At 39.8% G+C, this 25,443-nt stretch carries 23 protein-coding genes; 10 read left to right on the top strand and 13 right to left on the bottom strand.

Annotated features, from left to right (window positions below; all coding sequences use genetic code 11):
- Positions 1–27: 27 nt before the first annotated feature.
- From ACYQ3L_RS09620 to ACYQ3L_RS09610, 3 genes are all read left to right on the top strand, one after another.
- Positions 28–366, top strand: coding sequence for a hypothetical protein (locus ACYQ3L_RS09620; protein WP_379995836.1), 339 nt, complete (start codon positions 28–30; stop codon positions 364–366).
- Between the two features lie 2 nt (positions 367–368).
- On the top strand, positions 369–1,301 hold the full coding sequence (locus ACYQ3L_RS09615; protein WP_379995838.1) for a bifunctional methionine sulfoxide reductase B/A protein: 933 nt from the start codon (positions 369–371) through the stop codon (positions 1,299–1,301).
- A 144-nt stretch (positions 1,302–1,445) separates the two neighbouring features.
- A complete protein-coding gene (locus tag ACYQ3L_RS09610) occupies positions 1,446–1,883 on the top strand; it encodes a DUF5606 family protein (protein ID WP_291107792.1) in 438 nt (145 codons plus the stop codon).
- Positions 1,884–2,119: 236 nt separating this feature from the next.
- Here ACYQ3L_RS09610 and ACYQ3L_RS09605 read toward each other — a convergent pair whose 3' ends face one another.
- The 8 genes from ACYQ3L_RS09605 to pyrH all read right to left on the bottom strand — a co-directional run bounded on the left by ACYQ3L_RS09605 (position 2,120) and on the right by pyrH (position 10,935).
- Complete coding sequence (locus tag ACYQ3L_RS09605; protein ID WP_379995840.1) at positions 2,120–3,274, bottom strand: OmpA family protein; 1,155 nt, start codon at positions 3,272–3,274, stop codon at positions 2,120–2,122.
- 36 nt (positions 3,275–3,310) lie between these two features.
- Positions 3,311–4,408, bottom strand: coding sequence for a GDP-L-fucose synthase family protein (locus ACYQ3L_RS09600; RefSeq protein ID WP_379995915.1), 1,098 nt, complete (start codon positions 4,406–4,408; stop codon positions 3,311–3,313).
- A 23-nt stretch (positions 4,409–4,431) separates the two neighbouring features.
- Complete coding sequence (gene gmd, locus ACYQ3L_RS09595; RefSeq protein ID WP_379995842.1) at positions 4,432–5,586, bottom strand: GDP-mannose 4,6-dehydratase; 1,155 nt, start codon at positions 5,584–5,586, stop codon at positions 4,432–4,434.
- A gap of 159 nt (positions 5,587–5,745) precedes the next feature.
- Positions 5,746–6,942: a peroxiredoxin family protein gene (locus ACYQ3L_RS09590; RefSeq protein ID WP_379995845.1), complete on the bottom strand. Its 1,197-nt coding sequence runs from the start codon at positions 6,940–6,942 to the stop codon at positions 5,746–5,748.
- Positions 6,943–6,975: 33 nt separating this feature from the next.
- Positions 6,976–8,409 carry a cardiolipin synthase gene (cls, locus tag ACYQ3L_RS09585; RefSeq protein ID WP_379995917.1) on the bottom strand — a complete coding sequence of 478 codons (1,434 nt, stop codon included), beginning with the start codon at positions 8,407–8,409 and terminating at the stop codon, positions 6,976–6,978.
- A gap of 111 nt (positions 8,410–8,520) precedes the next feature.
- Positions 8,521–9,447 carry a ribosome small subunit-dependent GTPase A gene (gene rsgA, locus ACYQ3L_RS09580; RefSeq protein WP_379995847.1) on the bottom strand — a complete coding sequence of 309 codons (927 nt, stop codon included), beginning with the start codon at positions 9,445–9,447 and terminating at the stop codon, positions 8,521–8,523.
- 101 nt (positions 9,448–9,548) lie between these two features.
- Positions 9,549–10,109 (bottom strand): ribosome recycling factor, encoded by a 561-nt coding sequence (gene frr, locus ACYQ3L_RS09575; protein ID WP_379995849.1) that lies wholly within the window; start codon positions 10,107–10,109, stop codon positions 9,549–9,551.
- Positions 10,110–10,224: 115 nt separating this feature from the next.
- Positions 10,225–10,935 (bottom strand): UMP kinase, encoded by a 711-nt coding sequence (gene pyrH, locus ACYQ3L_RS09570; protein ID WP_379995851.1) that lies wholly within the window; start codon positions 10,933–10,935, stop codon positions 10,225–10,227.
- A 502-nt stretch (positions 10,936–11,437) separates the two neighbouring features.
- Here pyrH and ACYQ3L_RS09565 point away from each other — a divergent pair.
- The 5 genes from ACYQ3L_RS09565 to ACYQ3L_RS09545 all read left to right on the top strand — a co-directional run bounded on the left by ACYQ3L_RS09565 (position 11,438) and on the right by ACYQ3L_RS09545 (position 15,773).
- Positions 11,438–12,142 (top strand): hypothetical protein, encoded by a 705-nt coding sequence (locus ACYQ3L_RS09565; RefSeq protein ID WP_379995853.1) that lies wholly within the window; start codon positions 11,438–11,440, stop codon positions 12,140–12,142.
- A gap of 36 nt (positions 12,143–12,178) precedes the next feature.
- Positions 12,179–12,997 carry a peptidylprolyl isomerase gene (locus tag ACYQ3L_RS09560; RefSeq protein WP_379995855.1) on the top strand — a complete coding sequence of 273 codons (819 nt, stop codon included), beginning with the start codon at positions 12,179–12,181 and terminating at the stop codon, positions 12,995–12,997.
- 62 nt (positions 12,998–13,059) lie between these two features.
- Positions 13,060–13,395, top strand: coding sequence for a cupin domain-containing protein (locus ACYQ3L_RS09555; protein WP_379995858.1), 336 nt, complete (start codon positions 13,060–13,062; stop codon positions 13,393–13,395).
- A gap of 21 nt (positions 13,396–13,416) precedes the next feature.
- The gene (locus ACYQ3L_RS09550; protein ID WP_379995860.1) at positions 13,417–13,980 is read left to right on the top strand and encodes an NUDIX hydrolase; all 564 of its coding nucleotides are present in this window, start codon (positions 13,417–13,419) and stop codon (positions 13,978–13,980) included.
- Between the two features lie 488 nt (positions 13,981–14,468).
- Entirely contained in the window at positions 14,469–15,773 is a 1,305-nt protein-coding gene (locus tag ACYQ3L_RS09545) for an NAD(P)-dependent oxidoreductase (RefSeq protein ID WP_379995862.1), read from the top strand.
- Positions 15,774–15,776: 3 nt separating this feature from the next.
- Here ACYQ3L_RS09545 and ACYQ3L_RS09540 read toward each other — a convergent pair whose 3' ends face one another.
- The 3 genes from ACYQ3L_RS09540 to ACYQ3L_RS09530 form a co-directional block, all read right to left on the bottom strand.
- Positions 15,777–16,601: a hypothetical protein gene (locus ACYQ3L_RS09540; protein WP_379995864.1), complete on the bottom strand. Its 825-nt coding sequence runs from the start codon at positions 16,599–16,601 to the stop codon at positions 15,777–15,779.
- Positions 16,602–16,814: 213 nt separating this feature from the next.
- A complete protein-coding gene (locus tag ACYQ3L_RS09535; protein ID WP_379995867.1) occupies positions 16,815–18,779 on the bottom strand; it encodes a carbohydrate-binding domain-containing protein in 1,965 nt (654 codons plus the stop codon).
- Positions 18,780–19,085: 306 nt separating this feature from the next.
- The gene (locus ACYQ3L_RS09530; protein WP_379995869.1) at positions 19,086–21,089 is read right to left on the bottom strand and encodes an OPT family oligopeptide transporter; all 2,004 of its coding nucleotides are present in this window, start codon (positions 21,087–21,089) and stop codon (positions 19,086–19,088) included.
- An 803-nt stretch (positions 21,090–21,892) separates the two neighbouring features.
- Here ACYQ3L_RS09530 and ACYQ3L_RS09525 point away from each other — a divergent pair.
- Both ACYQ3L_RS09525 and ACYQ3L_RS09520 read left to right on the top strand, forming a co-directional pair.
- On the top strand, positions 21,893–22,246 hold the full coding sequence (locus tag ACYQ3L_RS09525; protein ID WP_379995872.1) for a DUF3796 domain-containing protein: 354 nt from the start codon (positions 21,893–21,895) through the stop codon (positions 22,244–22,246).
- A 5-nt stretch (positions 22,247–22,251) separates the two neighbouring features.
- On the top strand, positions 22,252–22,452 hold the full coding sequence (locus tag ACYQ3L_RS09520; RefSeq protein WP_379995874.1) for a helix-turn-helix transcriptional regulator: 201 nt from the start codon (positions 22,252–22,254) through the stop codon (positions 22,450–22,452).
- A 57-nt stretch (positions 22,453–22,509) separates the two neighbouring features.
- Here the strand turns inward: ACYQ3L_RS09520 and ACYQ3L_RS09515 are convergent, their stop codons facing one another.
- Both ACYQ3L_RS09515 and ACYQ3L_RS09510 read right to left on the bottom strand, forming a co-directional pair.
- Entirely contained in the window at positions 22,510–23,895 is a 1,386-nt protein-coding gene (locus ACYQ3L_RS09515) for an NADH-quinone oxidoreductase subunit N (RefSeq protein ID WP_379995877.1), read from the bottom strand.
- A gap of 113 nt (positions 23,896–24,008) precedes the next feature.
- Positions 24,009–25,439, bottom strand: coding sequence for a complex I subunit 4 family protein (locus ACYQ3L_RS09510; protein ID WP_379995879.1), 1,431 nt, complete (start codon positions 25,437–25,439; stop codon positions 24,009–24,011).
- Between the last annotated feature and the right edge of the window lie 4 nt (positions 25,440–25,443).

Here is a 25,443-nt window from a genome sequence, read left to right as displayed (position 1 = left end):
AAGATATTTTTGTTGGACAAAACCAAGATGAGAATGATATATAGTAAACGTTTTCCACCAAAAGACTTCGGCGCAATTAATCTGCTCGGGCTAATTATTGTACGCGAGGACTATGGTTCACTGAGTGAGGCAGAAAAGAATCATGAACGGATTCACACCCGGCAAATGCTGGAGATGCTGATCTTTTTATTTTATCTATGCTATATACTTGAATGGCTCATCAGATTGATACAATATAAAAACAGGTTAAGAGCATATGAAAATATTTCATTCGAACGGGAAGCTTATTCCCAGATGTATGATCTATCGTATTTGAAAAGAAGAAAGCTATTTGCTTTCCGTAGTTATTATAAAAAGAAAGAATAGATATGAAACGGTTGATATACTTATTATGCATAGCCCTGATGGGGATATCATGCGTCCGGAGCCAAAACAAAATAAATAATGAAAATATGAATTACAATAAACTAACAGCCGAGGAAGAACGTGTAATTCTCCACAAAGGGACTGAAGCGCCATATACAGGTGAATACATAAATAATAAACGGAAAGGCGTATATGTCTGCAAAAGATGTAATACCCCATTATATAATTCATCAGATAAGTTCGATTCGCATTGCGGATGGCCTTCTTTCGATGATGAAATAAAAGGGGCGGTAAAACGTGTTCCTGATGCTGACGGGATGCGTACCGAGATTATATGCAACAATTGCGGGGCACATCTCGGGCATGTGTTCCTCAATGAGGGGTTCACAGCCAAAGAAACAAGACATTGCGTTAATTCTATTTCTCTAAAATTTATTCCGGAAGAAAATAAAATGATTAAGAAGGCTTATTTCGCCTCAGGTTGTTTTTGGGGCACAGAGTATTATTTTATGAAGGCCAAAGGTGTAGCACATACATCTGTGGGCTTTATGGGGGGGCATGTAGACCACCCGAGTTATGAGCAGGTTTGCCAGAAGAATACAGGACATCTGGAGACGACCGAAGTGGAATATGACACGTCTAAAACCACTTATGAAGACTTAGTGAAGTTATTCTTCGAAACGCATGACTTTACCCAAACAAATGGCCAGGGTCCCGACATAGGCCCGCAATATCTCTCTTGCATATTCTATACGGACGAGAATGAAAAAGAAATAGCGGAGAAGTATATAGAAATACTGGAGGGTAAAGGATATAAGGTTGCCACTATGCTAAAACCGCTGTCTACATTCTGGAAAGCAGAGGATTATCATCAGCAATATTATGAGCATAAGGGGACAAAACCTTATTGCCATGTATATAAAAAGATATTCTGAAAGTAAATACCCTGTATTTTAATATTTTAAGAAATACTTTGATATTTTTCCATACAGTAAATATGGATATTAATAGCTTTAGCATTATTTTTGTCGCTTAACTGAAAAGAATAGAACTATAATATTAAACTAAACCAAATTGTTATGTTAAAGACAATCTTATCCGTTTCCGGTAAACCGGGGTTGTATAAACTTATTTCGAGTGCAAAGAATATGGTCATTGTCGAGTCATTGGTAGATGGCAAGAAAATGCCGATTCATGCACGGGACAAAGTTGTATCCCTTGGAGATATATCTATCTATACCGAAACTGATGACGCCCCGTTAAAAGGCATTCTGGCATCCATCAAACAAAAGGAAAACGGAGAGAAAGCTTCTATCAACACCAGTGCAAAACCGGAGGAATTGAAGAAATACTTTCTTGAGATACTTCCTGACTTTGACAGGGACCGTGTGTATCCAACCGATATCAAGAAGATAATAGGATGGTATAATATCCTTATTAATGCAAATATCGACTTCGAGAAAGAGGAGGAAGTAGTAGAGGAGAAAGCAGATACTGAAACCGAGACTGTAAAATAAAAAGATAAGATTTATCTTTAATTATAGAAATAATAAGACCCGGCTAATATTATAGTCCGGGTCTCATTATTTTCTGCAGATAGAGAAATAACGAGACTGTCTGTATATATAACTTAACGTACAGTCTCCTATTTATAGGAGGCATCGTTTCGCCTTTAATTATTCTATATCAGAAAATACATAACAAAAAAAGAGAGTAGGAATCCTACTCTCTTTTTCTATATTTCTGACTCAGATTATTGAGCTACGAAAATTGCAACACGGTTCCATGCATTTTCAGCATATGGTTGTACTGTGTCACCTTTCCATTCTACAGTTACACGGTTGCTATCGATGTTGTATTTCTTGATCAACTCGTTTGCTACATTCTTAGCACGTTTTTCAGAAAGTTTTTCATTGATAGAAGGAGTACCTGTTTTCTTGTCTGCATAACCTACAACTTTAACTTTAGCGCTAGGATTATCTTGAAGATATTTAGCTGTGTTAAAGATGCTAACTTCTTGGTTCTTGTCGATATTAGCGCTACCCAAACGGAAGAACACTACGTTAGACACGAATGAACCTTTAGTTGCTTCCGGACATTTAGGGCAATCCTTAACAACTTCTTTGATAACTTCTTTCGCAGGTTGGTTACGAAGTCTGTCGTTTTCCTGACGAAGTTTGTTGATCTGACCATTCAAGTCATCGATAAGACCTTGATCCATCAATAAAGCTTCAGAGAAATCAGTTTTCTTACCTACTTTGAATACCAAGCTGGCAGAAGCAGCCACCAAACCATCATAAGAGTTTGCCCCCCCGTGGTTGAAAGCTTCTTTAAGCAACATAGCAGACAAATCGATATCCAAAGCTACTCTGTTCGAGAATTTGAATTTGTTGATGATACCACCATTGATAGTGAAGTTTCTTTGTTTTCCACCTGGATGTGTTTTGTCATCCAATTTGTAGTCCCAACCGATTGCTCCACCGATACCTACATAAGGTATAAGGCTATAAACACGTTTCTCGTTGTACCTACCTAAATAGTTAGTAACATCCCACATAACATCAGCTTCTACACCGAAATATTTGTTATGGATCATGTCAGTAGCATTGTTTTGGAAATTGTGCAAAGAACCTCCCTGGAATTTCAAACGGCCTCCAATATAAGGGTTGTACCATTTACCAACCTGAATAGTTGGAGCAACTGTAAGACGATTCAGAAAATCTGCATCTTTGTTGTTATCGCCTTGTACAAAATTAGCTCCAGCACCAAGTCCGATAAACCAATTGTCCCAAAAACCGTTACGCGCAAAAGTCGCTTTACGGCCAGCTTTTGTGCTAAATCCACTCTCTTGAGCAGAAATAGTAATAGCCGCAAAAACTAAAACTAAAAGTAAACTTACTTTTTTCATAATCAATCTTTTAAATTATAATTAAACACTATTATTTTAATCTACTATATATTTATTATACCATGAATACATCCGGTTTAAACCTTCCTCTATTTCAATTTTATGTCTCCACCCTAATGAATTCAATTTAGATACATCAGACAACTTCCTCATAGTTCCGTCAGGCTTTTCTATATTAAACCATAGTTCCCCTGAAAAATCAACGATCCTCTTTATAGTATTTGCCACATCTTTTATTGATATCTCAGTGCCTGTGCCTATATTAATATGCGTATTTCGTATTTCTTTACCTTCTATAACACTAATTAAGTCTAAAAAGTTTACAGATTCCATTACAAAAACTGTTGCGTCAGCCATTTCATCGCTCCATAGAAACTCCCGCATTGGTTTTCCTGAACCCCATAATTCGACCTGCACACTATTTCCAACTTTTTTAATACCATATTTATTCATCATATCAAGAATCTCTTTTTCTGAAGACCGGCCTGTTATATCTTCTATAGGACGTATATCAAAGTCCTTCCTTATGGCATGCCAATCATTCGTTTCAAGACACTTCCCTAAATGAATTTTACGAATCATCGCAGGTAAAACATGCGATGTTTCCAAATTAAAGTTATCATTCGGTCCGTACAGATTAGTAGGCATTACAGCTATAAAATTGGTATTATACTGAATATTATAGCTTTCACACATTTTCAATCCAGCAATTTTCGCTATAGCATATGGTTCATTTGTATATTCCAAGGGGCCTGTCAGCAACGCATTTTCAGCCATAGGCTGAGGTGCTTCCTTCGGATAAATACATGAACTACCCAAAAATACTAATTTTTTTACATTATTCACATATGATTGATGAATAACATTGTTCTGAATCATCAGATTTTCATATATGAACTGCCCACGATATGTATTATTAGCCACAATACCACCAACTTTAGCCGCTGCTAAAAAGACGTATTCAGGCTTTTCCTTTGCAAAAAAATCGGCAACTGCTTCTTGACTGGTTAGATCAAGTTCGGCATGGGTTTTTAAGATAAAATTACAGTATCCCTTCTCTTTCAGATTCCGGAGGATAGCTGAACCGACTAACCCTCTATGCCCGGCTATATATATTTTAGCGTCTTTTTCTATCATTTATTATACAACCTTTCTCCTTACTCAAAGTAATTCAAAATCCGATAGCCTCCATTTTTCAAGAACTCTTCTTTCTTCATCAATTCAATATCATGTCTTACCATATCCTCACAGAGAGCTCTGAGATCATAAGTAGGTTCCCATCCCAACTTGGTTCTGGCTTTGGTATTATCTCCAATCAGTATTTCAACTTCTGTGGGACGGAAATATGCCGGATCTACTCCGACCACGATATCTCCTATTCTTTTCTTAAAAGAAGACAGATATTCTTCTCCAACTGTTTTTGAGAAAGCATCGTCATTTACATTAACAATATAGCCTTCTTCATTTTCATTTTCTCCTTTAAAGTCTACTTCAACTCCTAATTCCGAAAACGACATTTTTATAAAGTCACGGATTGTGGTTGTTACTCCGGTAGAAATTACATAATCATCAGGAGTATCCTGCTGAAGAATAAGATACATCGCTTTTATATAATCTTTGGCGTGGCCCCAGTCTCTCTTACTGGACAGATTCCCCATATATACTCTCTTCTGAAGGCCGAGAGCTATACGAGATACAGCACGGGTAACCTTTCTCGTCACAAAAGTCTCCCCTCTCAGTGGTGATTCATGATTAAACAGAATACCATTGCTTGCATGCATTCCATATGCCTCTCTGTAGTTTACTGTAATCCAGTATCCATACAGTTTGGCTACAGCATAAGGGCTTCTGGGATAGAATGGCGTAGTCTCTTTTTGCGGTATTTCCTGCACCAATCCATATAATTCAGATGTTGACGCCTGATATATCCTGGTTTTACCGGTCAAATTTAACAATCGGACAGCCTCTAATACTCGAAGAGTACCGATACCGTCAGCATTTGCTGTATACTCGGGGGTATCAAAACTAACCTTTACATGACTCATTGCCGCAAGGTTATAGATTTCATCTGGTTGGACATCTCCTATAATACGGGTCAGATTCATACTATCTGTCATATCTCCGTAATGAAGTATCATATTTCGATTTTCATCATGAGGGTCCTGATACAAATGATCTATACGCTCCGTATTAAACAAGGACGATCTTCTTTTAATACCATGAACCGTATAGCCCTTTTTTATCAAATATTCAGATAGATATGCTCCATCTTGTCCTGTAACGCCTGTGATGAGTGCAACTTTTTTGCTCATAAAATTCACTTAATAAACACCTTATTAAGATTTATTTTCAATAATTATTCTTTAACTCTACAAATCAAGTCTGTTTTTCCAAACAGAACATACAAGTCACAAAGATATAGTTTTTTTAACTAATTCAAATAAAAATATCTTTATTTTGGCAAAAACACTTCATTTTTCTTCTTTTACATTGGTACTGAAATCAATATCAGTGACTAAAGCATAACGTTTTATGACCAAGCCTTTCTCATCCAGGAGAAAGAACGCAGGAGTGCCCATTATTCCATATTTGACAAAGTTGCCACCGGCAAATCCTTTGTAATCACACAACTTGTCAGAATCGGACCACGGAAAACGCTTTACATCTCCGGCAAATGTATCTTTACTGGTATCAGAAGATATCGAAACTATCCGTACGTTTTGTTCTTTTAGTTTCGGATAATCACTGATCAACCGGTCTATCTGAACATGGCAGTTTTCACAATCCGGCTGGTAGAATACCAAGAGAGTCCGTCTATAACCAGACTCCCCCAACAAAGGTGTTAGCCCATCCAGATCCGGTGCTAATGTTCCCTTGCGCACTTTTGCCAAAGCGAAAGCATCGAATAGCCTTCCTTGCGGAATAGCTATTCTGCCTGATTCTTCTATATACGGCACAATAATACCGAATGCGTCATCCCACCCGTATTGCTCGGTAATAACAATCAAATTGTTTGCGAAATGCTCAAAGATCTCTTGTGAGTTTATCCGCTTCATTAAACGAAACATATCCTCTGCCATCAATTGTTGGTCAGCGGTTAGTTTCACCAATCCGTCTACAACATTATACCATATACCACTGGTATAAAGCTTATCCATATCAAGTTGATTTAACGCAAACAAACGGGCATTAGCTTTTTCCATAAGGCTTCCGCCCTGAGAGGTCAGTTTATTTAATTGCTGCATATAACGCACCAGTTCGATAAAAGATGAAGCATAGAGTGTTGTATCCTTGGGCGGTCGGGCTCCTTCTTGTATAACAGAATATAAATATTCATTTTCACGGGAATCTTTGAATATGTATTTCTGATCTGCGGCTTGTGTCACGCTAAAATCTTCGTGATTAACAATCATATTAAAGGCTCTTGCATCCTTTATTTGCAACGATCCCATACCCGCATAATCTTTTTCTCTTTCCGGTATGTTAATTATCACATCTCCTGTAAAGGGAAGTATGCCTTTTTGAATAGTATCTTGCTGTATCCCCTTACTCAGAACAAATACATACTCCTTATTGGCCTGTTGCGGCAATAATATACTTATTTTCTGAGCATTGGCTATTAGCGGAATAAAATATATCAGATAATGGAAAAACCGTCTTTTACTCATTGCTTTCTTATAATATTTAATCGGAGGAACGGGTCATAATAAAGGTGAAAACAACCGCATAACGGATTCTTTAAATTTCTCAAATCTCGATCTTTTTTCCCACTCTTCGGCAGATAATAACGAGGATTTTTCCATGTCGCGGAAGAATATTTCTTTTGCAGCATTGCATGTGCCTTCATTGTAAATAAATGCATCTATTTCAAAATTATGTTCGAAACTCCGCACATCCATATTTGCCGAACCTGTTATTGTCAGGGAGCTGTCGATTACCATTAACTTCGAATGCAAAAATCCGGCTTCATAGAAAAACACACTTACTTTTGCGTCCAGCACATCTTTTAAATATGACATCGATGCAATATGTACAAATGTAGTATCCGAATGGCGGGGAAGCATCAACCTTACATCCACCCCCCGCATCGAAGCCATCTGGATAGCCAGTAATAATGCGTCGGTAGGTACAAAGTATGGTGTTTGAATATATACACATTCCTTGGCGGTGGATATTGCCTGCAAAATACCGAGATGTATATCTTTAAACGGGCCCACGGGACCGCTGGTAACCAATTGTATGAGATTATCCCCTTTGTTTTCCAATGCTGGATAATAGGCATCGGAAGCCAGAAATTCTTTGCGTGAAGAATACCAGTCTATCAGAAAAGATGTTTGCAATCCGGCTACGGCTTTTCCTTCAATTTTTATATGGCTGTCGCGCCAGGTACCGAAGCTTACTCCGTAAATATACCTGTCTGCAATATTCATCCCTCCTACAAATCCCACTTTACCGTCTATGACTACGATTTTCCTGTGATTACGGTAGTTTACCCGGCTGGTCAGGAATTTAAACGCTACTTTCAGGAAAGGCTGTACTTCAATGCCCTGCCCCTGCATTTCCTTAAAGAAGCGGCGCTTGGCCTTCCACGACCCTACATCGTCATATATAAGACGTACCTCCACCCCTTCTGCCGCTTTACGCACAAGAATATCCCGCGTTTTACGCCCTATTTCATCTTCAAGAAAAATATAGTATTGGATATGGATATGCTTTTTAGCTTTTTCCAATTCCTCGAATAGAGCATAAAATTTTGCTATTCCATCCGAATAAAAAGTGACATTGCTACCACCATATAAAGGTGCGCCTTTGAGCCTGTTCAAGAGATTTACCAATCCTCTATGCTCGGCAGGCGGATTCAATGTCTCGAGCAACTCTTTGCGACCGATAGAACGGCGATTAAGTTTCTTATACATCTTATGGGAGATCAGACGCTGTTTCCGGCTATCCTCCCCGAAAAAATAATAGATAACGAGCCCAACCAACGGTAACAACAACAGAATAAGCACCCATGAAATAGTTTTCAAAGGATTCCTGTTTTCCGAGATGACAACGACCATCGTTCCCAATGCTGTAACAACATACAGGATTTGAAAAATAAGGATCAGATTATCTGCAGCTTCCATTGATTCCATTGGCATACAAATAGCATATAACACCAAAGTTATAATAAAATATGAGTTTTAGGCATTAACTTTTTAAATTTAATCGTTATTGTCGAAGCGCAGATTCTATAACATGCAAGGTTATTTCCTGTATTTCCCGTCAGCATCCTCTTCCATCATATTCAGATATGACTTGTATCGGCTCTCGCTTATGTAATGTTTTTCTACAGCAGCCCTCACCGCACAATCGGGCTCATTGATATGGATACAATTGTGAAAACGGCAGTCTTTCGAAAACCTGAAGATATCGGGGAAGAAATGAAAAATCTCCTCCTTTTCCATATCCACCGTGCCAAAGCCTTTGATACCGGGAGTATCTATGATAAAACCTCCCTGAGATAATTCTATCATTTCGGAAAAAGTGGTCGTATGCATTCCTTTTCCATGATAACCTGATATTGCTCCCGTCTTTAGTCCCGTATCAGGAATGAGGGTATTGATGAGGGTAGATTTTCCAACGCCCGAGTGCCCTGAAAACAATGTTATTTTCCCTTTTATCTTTTCTTGTAAAGTTTCTATTCCTTCTTTTTCTAAAGCCGAGATCCTGAGGCACGGATAACCTATGTGGTTGTATAGGCTGATCAGAGCTTCCATATATGCGGTCTCGTCTTCGGTATAAATATCCGTTTTATTGAATATAAGATTCACGGGAACACAGTATGCCTCTGCCGATGCCAGAAAACGGTCGATAAAAACAGTAGATGTCACCGGATGATTAATGGTAACGATGAGAAAGCACAGGTCGATATTCGCCGCCAAAATATGCGACTGCTTCGACAAATTGGAAGAACGGCGGATAATATAATTCTTCCGGTCTTCTATTTCGGTTATCAGGGCTGTACCTTCATTGTTTTCAACAATGCCGACCCTGTCTCCTACAGCTATGGGATTGGTACTGCGTATACCTTTAAGACGAAAATTCCCTTTTATCTTACATTCGATATTCTTCCCGTCATCAGTGCGGACCAAATACCAGCTACCCGTATTCTTTATTACAAGACCATTCATATACTTAATGTGCCAATGAATTAATATGCCAATGTGCCAATGATGAATAATTGCAGAACTTCATCGGCACATTGGCATATTAGATAATAAGATAATCAGTTTTATACTGTCAATATTTCTTTTTCTTTCAGGGCAAATACATCATCTATTTTTTTAATGTATCTATCGTGAAGTTTTTGCATGTCATTTTCCGCGTCCTTTGCCATATCTTCTGCAACTCCGTCTTTTACCGACTTTTTGATTGAATCGATAGCATCTCGGCGCGCATTGCGGATACTCACTTTTGCTTCCTCAGCCTCTTGTTTGGCTTGCTTTACCAGTTGTTTACGGCGTTCTTCGGTCAAAGGAGGAATGGACAGGCGGATGATCTCCCCGTTGTTATCAGGAGTAATGCCCACATCGGAGTTAAGAATAGCTTTTTCAACCTCTTTCAGCATTTGTTTTTCCCATGGCTGAATAACGATAGTCCGCGCATCCGGTGTATTAATTGCCGCTACGCCGCTAAGTGGAGTAAGCGAGCCATAATATTCAAGTTTTATCCCGTCGAGGATATGAGGATTAGCCTTTCCCGCGCGTATACGGGATAGAGTTTCATCAAGAAACTCTACAGAAGCCTGCATTTTATCTTCTGCTTTTTTTCCGATTTGTTTTAGGTCTGTCATAATTTATTTCAGGATTTTAATATTTCAGGATTAAAGACTTTTGTAACTCGTAACTGTCCGGCAGGGCGAAAGAATAACATTCGCCGAAGCGAAGGCGAGGCAAACTTGCTACTAACTACGCATGCACATAAGTGCCTATATTCTCGCCGTTCATCAACCGCTCCAGATTTCCCGGAGTATCCATATCGAAGACGACGATAGGCAGGTTATTCTCTTTACACATCACGGTAGCTGTCATATCCATTACTTTCAGCCCTCGGGAATAAACTTCGTCATATGAGATACTTTCGAATTTAACGGCTGACGGGTCTTTCTCCGGATCTGCCGTATATACGCCATCTACGCGTGTGCCCTTGAGCATAACATCGGCTTCAATTTCTATTCCACGCAACGATGAACCCGTATCCGTAGTAAAGAACGGATTTCCCGTGCCACATGATAAAATAACGACTTCGCCGTTTTCCATAGACTCTATTGCTTTCCACTTGCTGTAAATTTCGCCGATAGGCTCCATACGGATAGCAGTCAATACTCTGGCTTTTTGGCCGATAGCAACCAAAGCCGAACTTAATGCCAGGCTATTAATTACTGTTGCAAGCATGCCCATCTGGTCGCCTTTCACCCTGTCGTAACCTTTCGAAGCTCCACTCAGTCCGCGGAATATATTCCCTCCTCCTATGACAATGCTGATCTGGACACCCATATCAGCGACAGACTTTATCTGCTCGGCATAAGAGTTCAGCCGGTTAACATCTATACCGTATTGCTGGCCTCCCATCAGGGATTCACCGCTTAACTTCAGGAGGATTCTTCCGTATTTTGCCATATTTCATTTTTTGTATATGCAAATCTAGCATAATTTACTAAATTATGAAAAACAAAATCTGCTATTCAGATTTTATTCTTTCAAAACATCAGGACAAACACACAGGATTTTATCTTTTTTGAAGAGGTTTATCAATAAAATAAGAGCCGATAGCCTTTAGCTGTTAGCTGATAGTTCTTTGATAGATTGATTAAAGTAGTTACAAGTTACTCCGCCCTAGGGCAGTTACGAGTTACAAGTTAGTTCACTGTTTACTGCTAACTGTTTACTGTTAACTGATATATCTGTTACCTTTGTTACCTTTTAACAGTTAGGGGTTACAAGATACTCTATTTTGTTTCACGCAAAGGCACGAAGTTTTTACAAGCTATGGATTGTTAACTGATGACTGTTTACTGTTAACTGAAAAGCCATTTGCCTTGTTCAAAATATGCTGATTTGATAATATTTAGCTATTTTTGTTTTCAAGAATACCTGGAATACGAATAAAAAAATATGAATTATGGTTATAAAAGGTTTGATTCTTCTGGTTGTTACTCTTTTGTCAGGTTTGTTTATGATAGTGGCCGTATTCTGGGCCATTGTAAAATGGAGTAATAAAAAAAGCCGTGATACGGGTTGCCTGTTGGCTATTCTATTCTTTATACTTGCTGCTTTCTGCGGAGTCTACCTTGTATATAAAGGGGTTAATACCGTCATTGAGAAAGTGCCTGAAATAAAAGAACAGGCCGTAGAAACTATTGCCGGTGCATATACAATGTATTACGGTGATTCTCCTTATATGAACAGCCTGAAAGCGATGCAGCCTGCGGATTCTATCATCCCCGAAACATATTTTACCTATGCCGGATTCAGGGATAGCTATCGTATTCCGCTGATATATCCTTATTCTATAAATGCCATAGATGATATGGAATACGGGACTCTGGATGATGAAGGCGGTATAAAAAATATAGTCAAAGAAACAAACAAGGCTAAAAATGTACTTTCCAACATCACGTTTTTTGCTTTTGATAAGAATATGCTGCTGGCAAAAACGGTATCGTATTCCAAGACTGAAATAAAATATGTCATATTCCATTTTGCGACAAAACAGGCTGAAGTATTCGATAATGAAGTGGATATGAAGAGGAAAGCGGAAGAGGCCGGTTTTGACATGACAAAATCCATGGAAAGGATGAGCACATATTATTATGACTTGTTTTAAGAATGAGTACATTTGCACCTACTTAAAGAAACCGATATGAAGAAACTTTGGTTTATACCTATAATCCTATTAACAATAACTATGTGCAGTAACAAACCGAAAGAACCCGTTGTGCTATTACAGACCAGCTATGGCAATATAAAAATCAAGCTGTATAATGAGACTCCAGTACATCGTGATAATTTTCTTAAACTGGCTGAGGAAGGGTTCTATAAAGACCTGACATTTCACCGGGTAATAAAGGATTTTATGATTCAAGGGGGTGACCCTAAAACCCGGAATATAGCCGACGGAGATACTATACCCGAAGATAAAACGATGGGAGATACTATCCCTTCCGAAATAAGATTTCCTCTACATTACCATAAACGGGGAGCCATAGGCGCAGCCCGCTGGGGTGATGCCGAAAACCCGACAAAAGCTTCCGATGCTTCACAGTTTTATATCGTCACCGGGGAACTTGCTTTCGACAATAAACTGAACGAACTGGAAAAAGTACGGTTCGAACGGTTGAAACAAAGCATTTACAATGGCATCCAGTCGGCCAACATGGATACAATCAAGGCTCTGTATAAGGAAGGGAACCGTTCTGCTATAACAGAATTAAGAAGTAAGATGCTTTCTGAAGCAGAAGAACAGGCAAGTGCAAGGAAACCGGAAACAATATATACCGACGAGCAGCGCGAATATTATAAAACCAGGGGAGGAGCGCCGCATCTGGATAATGAATATACCGTCTTTGGTGAAGTGATCGAAGGTCTGGATGTAGTGGACAAAATACAGAATGTGAAAACAAATGAGAAGGATAAACCACTGAAAGGTATCCTTATGAATGTCATAGTATTAGAAAAATAAAGCTGTTGGCCTTGTTGGCTTAACAACTCAATATATAGCTAAACATTGGAGATTACCTGAATATGAAAGAAAGCAAAGAGTTTATTTTTCAAAGAGATATAATCACCGAAACCGTAGGTGAAGGTGTTACCAGACAAATACTGGGATATAATGACGAACTGATGCTGGTCAAAGTATCTTTTGAAAAAGGAAGCATCGGCGATATGCATAGCCATCCGCATGTACAATCATCATATATAGAAAGCGGCAGATTTGAAGTCACCATAGATGGAAAAAAAGAGGAACTGGTGAAGGGTGACGGCTTTTATGTGCCTTCGGGAGCAGTACACGGACTTATCTGTCAGGAAAAAGGTGCGGTCATAGATGCATTTTCTCCCGTGAGAAAAGATTTTATATAAGATAATCTACAAATTACGATAATGAACAATAAAACTGATGACAAAGCCTGGAAAGTATTAAATAGTGAATATCTTTTTCAGGAACCTTGGCTTACAGTCCGGCGCGAGCATATACAACTGCCGAACGGAAATGAAATCCCCGATTACTACCTGCTCGACTACCCTGATTGGGTAAATATTATAGCCATCACAAAGGACAAGGAATTTATTCTTGTACGCCAATACAGGCACGGACTCGGATACACGTCTATGGAATTATGCGCGGGAGTAGCTGAAAAGTATGACCCTTCCTTTGAGGTTTCTGCGCAACGGGAGTTGCTTGAAGAAACAGGATATGGTAAGGGTAACTGGATGAAATATATGGAAATATCCGTCAATCCGGGAACGCATACCAATATGACTCATTGTTTTCTTGCTACCGATGTAGAAAAGGTTTCGGAGCAGAATCTGGAAGCTACCGAGGATATATCTGTACATTTGCTATCTGCAGATGAACTTGTATCGTTATTAAAAAAGGATGGTATCAAGCAGTCTGTTCAAGCTGCGCCGCTATGGAGATATATTGCTGAGAATCATTTAATTTGAAGTAGTACACTTTTAGACAGGTAGAACAAAAAGGAACTTCTATAAAAAAGAAAAGGTTGTCATCACGACAACCAATCTTCATTGTTAACCTTAAATCTAATACCATGAAAAACACAGTACAAAGATAATTGATTTTTATGTTATAAAACATGTTTTGGCGTTTTTCTTTCGTTTATTAACTTTATTTAACCCGTATTGATATGGCCTTTCATTAAACTGTTCGGTTTTAAGCCTTCAAATCACTATTTTATCAACTTTACCCTCTGATTTATTATTTTTTTCTAAAAGGATTATCTATATAGAAAGGATATAGGAATGACTGAATCAGGATTTTACTTTTTAGTTAGTAAAGTTCTATTTCCGCAATTCCCTTTTATTCTTATTATTTTTTCAATAAAGTTTATTTTGCAATCTTGACATAACAAAAAAGTATATATATTTGCAATGTTTATATTGCAAAATAGACTAAATAGATAATCGGAGAGAAAATGAGAAGTAATAAATTTGCTGAAATAAATGTAAGTTACACCGCTAAAGAAGCCATTGACGAGGCCAAGCGATGCCTTAACTGTAAAAACCCGCTATGTATACAAGGTTGCCCTATAGAGCATAATATCCCGGGTTTTGTAAATCAGCTGTCAATGGGAAATATTGGTGCGGCAATGCAAATAATAAATGAGAAGAGCAACCTTCCGGCTATATGTGGAAGAGTATGTCCTCATGAGAAACAATGCGAAGGTCATTGTATCCTTAATAAAAAAGACAATCCGGTAAGGGTAGGCAAATTGGAACGCTTTATCGCGGACTTCGACAGTGATATGAACCTCATAAAAGAGCGCTTGAAACCCAAGACAAGAGGAAAAGTGGCAGTGATAGGTTCCGGACCGGCAGGACTGACTGTTGCCGGAGACCTGGCCAGGGAAGGGTTTAATGTCGTTGTATTTGAAGGGCAAAAGGAACCCGGGGGAGTATTAATGTATGGCATACCGGAGTATCGCTTGCCTAAGGATATTGTCCGTAGAGAGATCAAGAAAATAGAAGCTTTGGGTGTTACTTTCATAAATGACTTTCTTGTTGGAGAAAAAATGACCGTCGATGAAATGCTGTCACATGAATTTGATGCTGTTTTTATAGGCTCAGGAACCTCCGTCCCCAATAGGCTGGATATTCCCGGAATTAATCTGTATAAGGTATTGCAGTCTTCTTATTTTCTCAGGATGGTCAATCTGTATAATAATGGTGATATAAGCAGAAATGCAGTCCCTTTGGTAGAAGGTGAGAACGTAGCGATTATCGGTGCCGGAAATGTAGCTATGGATGCTGCACGCACAGCTTTGAGAATGGGAGCTAATTCTGTAAATGTGATATATAGAGGTACAGAAGATGAGTTACCTGCATTGAGAACCGAGTATAATGAAGCAGTAGAGGAAGGCACTAATTTTCTATGGAAGAGCCGGACAGTAGAATGTATCGGAGAAAATAACACACTCAAAGCTATTCGTGTCGAAACCCCCGACGGAGATAAGATAATGCCTATGGAACGTGTTTTCATTGCTATAGGCTCAAAGCCAGCCAACCGTATAGTCTCTACATCTCTGGGTATTGAGGTGAATGATAGCGGCTATGTAATAACTAAAGAACATCCATACGGTATGACCACCCGTAAAGGTGTTTTTGCCGGAGGGGATGTAGTGCATACGCCGCAGACTGTTGTTTTGGCGATGCGTGAAGCTAAGCAAGTAGCGCTGGGAATAGCCCGGTACATTGATGCTGTTAAGCTGTTGGAGGGGTGATTTCTAATATCTGGTATTCGCGTCTACAGCAACTTCAATTGCGACTGCTCCAACAACAAGTGTTGTACCCAACAGTATCTCCCAGAAAGTATTGTTGGCGGGTTTTTCTATATAAAAGAAATCTCCTCTCTCAGCCATATCTCCCGGAAGGTTAGATGGCTTTATAGACTGGGTTTTAATTAAATTCGACATATAGAAGCTTTGCTGGAATGTCATAAGGTGTTCCGGTCGGGCATAAACAGTCAGGTAACTTTCGAAGTGTAAGGGGCTGTCAGATTCGGAGTAATCTATCCTCTTTATTTTTATTGTATTACTGTTTTTATCTCCCAGATAAGAATCTCGATAAAGCTTCTTGTCCAATTTATCAAAATTCATATTCAACCTTAAAGGGATATAGCTAATCATGGTCTCGGGAGGTATGAAGCTTATATTCTGAGGCGATTCTATATCTCCGGCAAAACTTCCGTCTGCAAAACTGTATGTCTTATCCGGAGTAAGATTGTAATTATCCACAAATACTTGAGTGCTTCCTGAGAAATTAAGTTTGTCTTTCGCATAAGAATATGCTGTGCCATCCAGTATAAGAGCAGAGCGTTGCCAATCTACATATAGCGGAACAGACAATTTATTGAAAACCGTAATCTGTATGGGAGCGCTTTCTCCCTTGAAACAATAGGCGATCCATAAACTATCGGTTTCAAGGAGGAAATCTCCATTGTCTACTTTCTCTACATATTCGTTATTCGTATTCAATGTAGAAAAGAAGTAAGTAGAACTGCAGGATGTAGCAGTCAATAAAATCAAGATAAAACAAATAGCTTGTTTCATACAGCTAAATTTTATAAACGGGTTATTCTTATACAAGTATATTATTAAAATCCGATATATACAAATTATCATTTTAGATTGATCTCACTAATAATTCTCTCCGGAAATCAGTCTATAGTACTGTTTTTATATATAGATAAAGTTATCTGAAAAAGATAAAGAGCCATTCCATCCCGGAATAGCTCTCTACAATTAACCTAAAAAACGTATTAATCAGGGCCGTCCTCCCGGCCCTCCTGAAGATGTTCCGATAGTTGTCAGCATAGAACTTGTTGTAAAAGTCGTAGCTGCCGTACCTTTTGTATATGTTGTTCCTGTATACAGTCCGTGGAAATCGCTTCCGCCCGAAACGCTTCCGCCTGTATATATAGTGTAACTTGTATTTGCTGCCAGATCGGGACTGCTGAACAACAGCGTCAGTGGTGAATATGTACGTGGTATTTTATAAGTCAGTACACTTTTTCCGTCCGCAGATTCTATATGTATAATCTGGTTGGCTGTGCCTGTAGTTCCATAAACAACCGACCGTTGGGTACTGACACTCGCTGTTGGGTTGCTGGTTGCTCCGCCGGTGCCTACAAGTATTCCGCCAGTAATCTTGAACGTGTTGTTATCACAGTCGAAACCCTCTTCGGGAGATTTTGTGCCCGACGAAACGATAAGTCCCCCCGTAACGGTCAATGTGCCGTTTGAGTCGATACCGTCATTACTCTCACTATAGCAGTATATATTTCCACCATTGATCCCTATGTGATTGGATGCATTGATACAGTCATCATATGCCTCTATCTCTATTGTGCCGTCATTGATGGTCAGGGTCTTTTTACTTTCCAGTCCTTCAGCTTCCACGCCGGAGGTCTTGATCGTGATATTTCCACTATTGACAGTCAGGTTTCCATCGCTTTTTATAGCTTTGGCGGCAGTGTCGTCCGAACCGTATTTAAACTGGCCTCCTGTTGTTGTGACCTTTATAGTTCCACCATTAACGACAAGTTCACCGTCTACACTGATGCCTTTTCCTCCTGCGCCGGAACTTTCTATAGTGATTGTTCCTTTATCAATGGTCAGATTTCCGTCACACTTTATACCTGCCGCAGATGATATATCTTTATCATCCGTATCATAAAAAGCATCTCCGGTTGTAATCAATGTCATGTTGCCTCCGCTTATGTTCATATCGCCCCCTGTCTTGAAGGCCTTGGCAGCAGTCCCTTTAGTGGTTACGTTGATTGTTCCGGCAGTAACCGATAAAGAGCCTAAGTCACTTTTTATACCCTGAGCCTTTTGGCCTGTGGTAGTAATATTTATGGTCGCATTACCGATAGTTATGTATGGATCGATAGTCGTATCGGCATCTTCATATGAAGCTACAATGCCATCATCACTACTGTTTATTGTAATATTTCCGGCATCTATCCGAATATATCCTTCGTCGCAATCGATACCATCGCTTGAAGCTTTAATATTCAGGGTTCCACCATCCATACGGAAATAATCTTTGGCGTGGATACCATCACTGACGGCCGTGGCGATTGTGATATTTCCTGTTTTCACTCTTATATAATCATCACTGCAAATAGCATGTTTATATCTTCCATAAACAAGCAGGCTTCCTTCTCCTTCGAAGTTCAATTGTCCTTCACTAAAGAATGCACCTTTCATATCTTCATCAGCGTAAGCCGTATAAGTATTACTGTCGATAAGTCTGCTGTTTGTTCCGTTTACGAGAGTTACAGTTACTTTTTTCCCGGATTGAACATTGAGGGCAGGACCATCGCTACTGGTAATATCCACCCCGTTCATCATAAGTCCGAATTTATAATCGCTATAAATCTTAAATGAACCGCTTTGTATGCTCCCTGACAAGACGTAATTAATTTCTGTTATCAGATTTGTAGAGGTAACAACTACATTGCCACTACTTTGGGTAATATTCACTCCGTCATTTTCATACGGGTTCGTAATTATTGCTGCATTATCAGAAAAGGTAATGGTAACTGCATTCGAAAACACAGAGTCCCGGGAGTTGGTCTCAAAATCGTCATCAATAACAACTTCAGTATCATCGTCAACTCCATCTTCATCAGTAATAATGTCATCTGTACTATCACTACAGGATGATATTACAAACAAACATATACTACAAAAAAAGCTAAAAACGAATTTATGGATTCTCATACTTTAATAGGTTTTTGTGAATTTGAGCTTTCAATATTACTCCTATTAAAAGAATCGGGCAAAAATGTTCGACAAACAGAGTGGTTTTATCGACGAATAGTTCAGTTTAACTGATTACCTTTTTTGAACAATTTCTTTTCAAGTACCAATGAACATCATTGAAGGCTTTATAAAATCAAAGAACTCTTTAGCTGATAATTTATGATATAGATAAAGTTTTCCGGAAAAAATACGGCCTTGTTTTGATAAAAGAAAAGGATGGGGTAATTGCCCCATCCTTTTCCCTATATTTAAGAATACAGAGTATTACAACATTTCTTTCTTTGCCTTCATGGAAGAATATCCCAGATAACCGATTATAACCAGATACATAGCCAGAGCCAGTAATTCGGAACCGCTGTTTGCCAACCATTCTTCATTAACCAGATTCACTCCTCCGAAACGCATAGCAGCGCTGACTACACCCATCAATGCACCTCCCGCTATAAATCCGGAGGCTAATAATGTACCTTTCTCCAGCCGTGCGGCATTCAGGGCTTCATCTTTACTGCGGCTGCCAACGTACCAGCTGACTGCGCCACCTATTAATAAAGGTGCGTTCAGTTCCATCGGGATAAACATCCCTAAGGCAAATGCCAGAGCAGGCACGCGTAATAAAGTGAGTAAAATGGCGATCAAAGCACCTACGGCGTATAATACCCACGGTGCCCCGGCTCCCATCATCAGCGGCTCTATAACTGCAGCCATGGCATTAGCCTGCGGTGCTACCAGAGCATTAGCTCCTGTAAATCCGTATGTTTTATTCAATATCAGTATTACACCGCCTACTGTTGCTGCGGAAACCAGTGTGCCTAAAAACTTCCATGACTGTTGTTTCGCTGGTGTTGATCCCAGCCAGTAACCTATTTTAAGGTCGGTAATGAAACCTCCCGCCATAGACAACGCAGTACAAACCACACCACCTATAATAAGGGCTGCAACCATACCCGATGTCCCTTTCAATCCTACCGCTACCATAACCACTGAGGCCAGGATAAGAGTCATCAGCGTCATACCCGAAACCGGATTTGTGCCTACAATCGCGATCGCGTTAGCAGCAACCGTGGTAAACAAGAAAGCTATAATGGCAACAACAAGAATACCTACTATTGCGTACAATAAATTGTGTATCACTCCGAAATAGAAGAAAAGGAATGTCACAATCAGCGCAACAATGATACCGATAGAGATAATTTTCATCGGCAGGTCGCGTTGTGTGCGTTTGTCTATCTGTTTTGTATCGGCAGCTCCACCTCTAAGTTCTTTGGATGCCAGACCGACGGCGCTCTTTATAATTCCCCACGATTTTATAATACCGATAACTCCGGCCATTGCAATACCACCGATACCAATATGGCGCGCAAAAGTAGTGAATATTGCTTCCGGCGTCATAGTAGAGATAACTCCTGCAAAAGTAGGATTCAAAGTCGTCAGCATAGTATCTCCCAGGAACGGAAGAAGCGGAACGATAACGAACCATACCAATGCGGAACCGGCACAGATTATTGCGGCATATTTCAGTCCTATTATATAGCCCAGCCCTAAAACGGCGGCACCTATATTTACTTTGAAGACCACTTTGGCTTTATCGGCAATTTCTTCGCCAAAAGGCAAAACGCGCGTCGTGAACGTCTCCGACCATGCGCCGAATGTGGCAATGACAAAATCGTAAACTCCCCCGATGATTCCGGCGAATATAAGGGGTTTGGCCTGACTGCCGCCTTTTTCACCCGATACAAGCACCTGTGTGGTTGCTGTAGCTTCGGGGAAAGGATATTTTCCATGCATATCGGATACAAAATATTTACGGAACGGAATCAGGAAGAGAATACCCAATATACCACCCAGCAAGGAACTTAAGAATACCTGAAAAAAGTCGACACTAATTTCGGAATATTTGGATTGCAGGATGTATAAAGCCGGAAGCGTAAATATCGCACCTGCCACAATAACCCCACTGCTGGCTCCAATGGATTGGATAATTATATTTTCACCCAGAGCATTCTTTCTCTTGGTAGCTGTCGATAACCCTACGGCAATGATCGCTATCGGGATGGCTGCTTCAAAGACCTGACCCACCTTCAGGCCGAGGTAAGCAGCGGCGGCACTAAAGAGTACAGCCATTACCAGCCCCCATAGTACCGACCATGGAGTTACTTCTTTATACTGTTTGTCGGGAGACATTACCGGCTTGTATTCTTCGCCGGACTTCAGTTCACGGAAGGCATTTTCAGGTAGCCCGGTCACCTTCTCTTCATGTTCTGTTTTCACGCGTTAGCTGTTTTATCGGTTACAAAAGATTCAAGACAGAACGTCTTGAATTATGGACAATACAAAACTACATTTTTTTCTCGGAAAGAAAAAAGCGAAAGCGGATATCTTTCAGTAAACAACTAGCAGTAAACAACCACAACCCGTAGCCCGTAACTGTTAAAAGGTAACAAAGGTAACAGATATATCAGTAAACAGTCAACAGTTAGCAGTTAACAACTTGTATCTCGTGTCTTGTCTACTTGTAACTATTCCCAAAAAGGTAACAAAAGTAACAGATATATCAGTTAACAGTAAACAGTGAACTAACTTGTAACTCGTAACTGCCCGCAGGGCGCAGTAACTTGTAACTATTAAAAAAGGTAACAAAAGTAACACTTGTTTCAGTGAACAGTGAACAGTTAACAGTAAACAGTCATCAGTTAACAACTCGTATCTTGTATCTCGTATCTTGTCTACTCGTAACTCGTAACTGCCCGAAGGGCGCAGTAACTTGTAACTGTTAAAAGGTAACAAAGGTAACACTTTTTTACTTATTACTTTTTACCCTCATTGTAAGTCCGCCTTGGGGAAACAACGTTCGGCGGAGCCAATTGAGGGGGCCATTTCATTCTTTCAAAGAACTGATAGCTATAAGCTAAAGGCTGACAGCTCCTATCTATAGATAAAGTTTTTCGGTTATAATCTGGGTTTTTTTACGTGATATATTTGTCACAATAATAAAAAGTGATATATTTGTCACAAATTATAGTCTTTAAATTATTAGCGCTATGGAAATAAAGGGGAGAACAAACAAAAATATTATGTACTATTATAAGTATACATGGCCTTTGGGATTTGGTGGTTTCACGGGCTTAGTCTACTTTATAAATCATGATCCGAAGTCATTGTTTGGTTTTATATTCTTTATGTTTTTTGGTAATTATTTTATAGGTAAACTTGCCGGGGAAAAAAAAGATGAAAGATTCTTGGAAAACGGTAAGCGTGCGTGGCTTATTGCTTCCAAAATACCGTTTCTGTTACTGCTTGTTATGTCTCTGTGCATTCCTTATTTTTCTGTTACAAAGGAATTTTTTATTGCACTTTCATCTCTCGGCTATGGAGTGACAATAATTGTTTATTATTCTGTCCTCTACTATTTTGAACGTTATACCTAATCCCGATGCCGGAATTTATAAGCCATCTCAAGGAATACCGTATATTGGCAGGTCTTACGCAGGAAGAACTGGCTGAAAAAGTAAATGTCCGCCGCGAAACGATTATTCGTCTCGAAGCAGGCAAGTATAACCCGTCTCTCAAACTGGGGATTGATATATCCAGAACCCTTAAAACACCGATAGAAGATATATTTGAATTTATATAAACCAGAAAGAGCAGACTGCCAGGCCTGCTCTTTCCTTATATCTTTTGTATCTGTTCTTTACAAAGCCAATCCCATAATCAAATCGGGGAAGATACCCAGCAATAAATTCAATACAATGGCTGCGGCAGCAACCGCCTTATATTCGAAAGGTACTCTCAGCCGTTCGGTGGTTTCCGGCTCTTTTGTAATCATTACATTGGCAACACCAAGATAATATGATACAGCTATTACGGAGTTGATGATACCGAATATAACCAGTATCAGATGGTTTGTTTGCAACATTTGCCCGAATACAAAAAACTTGGCAAAGAATCCTGCAAAGACCGGAATACCGCTCAGTGAAAGGAAAGCACATATCATTACTGCTGTCAGCACAGGTTGCCGTTTTATCAGCCCGAAGAAATTGGAAATATCTTCGTTGTCCTTGCCTCTGCATACACCCAGTATAACAGCAAATGCCGCTACTCCGGCAAGACTGTACGCCGCGGCATAATATAATACTGTGTTGGCTGAACTACCGATAGCCAGTAATGTCATCATCATGAATCCTGCATGCGAGATACCCGAATAAGCCATCATACGCTTAATATTGGACTGTTTCATTGCAGTGATGTTACCTACGGTCATCGTCAGTATGGAAAGTACGATCAGGGCTATCTGATAAGCAGGGGTTATACCCGCGGCAAGGATACTTACTATTTTGTATAAAGCGCCTATTGCAGCTACCTTTACTAACGTACTCATCATCGCTGTAACAAGGGTAGGAGAACCTTCATATACATCGGGTGCCCAGAAATGAAACGGAACGATAGATGCCTTAAAGAGCATACCCACCGATATCATAATAAAACCGATATTGAACCATAAAGGCATTCCCGATAGCATCGAGTTCACTGCTATTTCGTTTATATCGAATGAGCCTGTTGCACCGTACACCAAAGCGAGACCAAAAAGGATGAAACTGGAGGCAAATGCTCCCATGATGAAATATTTCATACCCGCTTCGTTGCTTTTCAGGTTTTTCGGTTCGCTTGCCGCCAATATATAGGCTGCAATGGAAAGCACTTCGAGGCCGATGAAGAATATGGCGAAATTGCCGAACGAAACCATTGCTATGGCACCCGCGAGCATAAATACTTTCAGGGCTACATAGTCTGCAATTTTTACCATCTTGTCCTGATAGAATTTGGGGCTCATCGTTATGATGAGAATGGCAAGGACGATGAATAAGATGGAAAACCCTTGCGAAAACCCGCTTGTCACCACCATGTTGTACTTATCCGTGCCAAGGAATGACTCTCCCAGATAAAATTCGGTAACAGTCAATCCCAATGCCGCTATCAATCCGATAAGGGTGACAGGTATAAGGATCTTTCTTAAATTGAGAATCTCTAATAACAGGCAAATAATTCCTAATCCCGAGATGGCTATCAATGTACTCATTATATATCTGACTAAATTTTTATCTGTTAAGGTCACAGACCTATTTGTTATTTTAATATGTAAAACAGCAATAATAAATTATGATTCAACAATGTATCATTAAATACTATCTGCTACTTAATATGCATTACAATCTCTTCTAAACTGGAAGATACAAGGTCTGTCACCGGTTTTACATACACTCCGAAGAATAATAGTACCGCGACGATCAGGCTGAATACGAAAATTTCAGTTTTGGACAGATCCCTGAACTTAGTTTCAGAAGGCTCTCCAAGCATAACGCGCTGAAACATTCGCAGCATAAATAATGCTCCCAGGAATAACGATGTTCCTATTGCCAGGGCATACCATGGATTTACTTCATAGAGGCCATACATAATGGTAAATTCCCCGATAAAGTTAAATGTCAGCGGCACACCGATAGAAGATAATATGGCAAGGAAGAACGCGACTGTAAATTTAGGCGTATGGGAAGCGATTCCTCCGAGTTTACTCATTGATAATGTATTGGTGCGGTTCTGGATTATATCTACAGAGTAGAACAGTCCTACAATGCCGAAACCGTGTGCTATGATTAGCACTATTGCCCCCTGCAAACCGTCATAGGTAAGGGCATAAGCACCTGCCGCCACAAAGCCTACATGGGAAAGTGAGGCATAAGCCATAAATCGTTTCAGGTCATCTTGCCTCAATGCCATTATAGCGCCGTACACTACACCGATGATACAAAGTATAAGAATAACTGTCCTTAGTTCCTGCGCGGCAAAAGGCGTAGTCGGTATCTGCCAGCGTATAACGCTGTATGCCCCCATTTTCGACATCAGGCCGGCCAGCAGCATTGTACCTACAGCCGGGGCCTTCTGGTACACATTAGCCTGCCATGTATGGAATGGGAAAATTGGTATTTTTATCGCATAGGCAAGGAAGAAAGCTAGGAATATCCATATCTGTTCCGTATTGCTCAGGTTAGCGTTGTAAAATGCTTCCAGTTGGAAACTTCCGGTTTTTACATACATGTATATAATTGCAGCCATCATAAACAATGATCCGGCGAATGTAAACAGGAAGAATGTCATGGCAGCCTTGCGGCGCTTGGCCATTTCTCCGTTACCCCATAATATGATGATGAAGTAAATCGGGATAAGCGACATTTCCCAGAATACATAGTATAGTAGCGCGTCACTGCTAAGGAAAGCCCCTGTCATGGCAAAGGCCATAAACATGATAAGGCTGAATAAGAGCTTTTCGTTTTTAAACTCACGGTTATGCGCAGCCAGTATAATGATGGGTAATAAAATTGTTGTCAGCAGGATCATGGCGATGGCCAATCCATCTGCCTTGAGCGAGAATGATATACTCGGATTGCTTATCCATTCCGCGCTGTAGCTTGTACCTGCGGCACCGTATTTAAGACATAGGGCAACAGAGAATATACCTGCTGCGACGCTGAACAGGATGGCAACCTTGGAGGCAAATCTGTTCCCTGAAAAATAAGTAAGAATTGCACCTACTAATAATATGATTAATATAATAGCGATATTCATGTTT

It is taken from the genome of Dysgonomonas termitidis (assembly GCF_054657735.1).
This window is presented reverse-complemented; position numbering and strand designations above follow the sequence as displayed.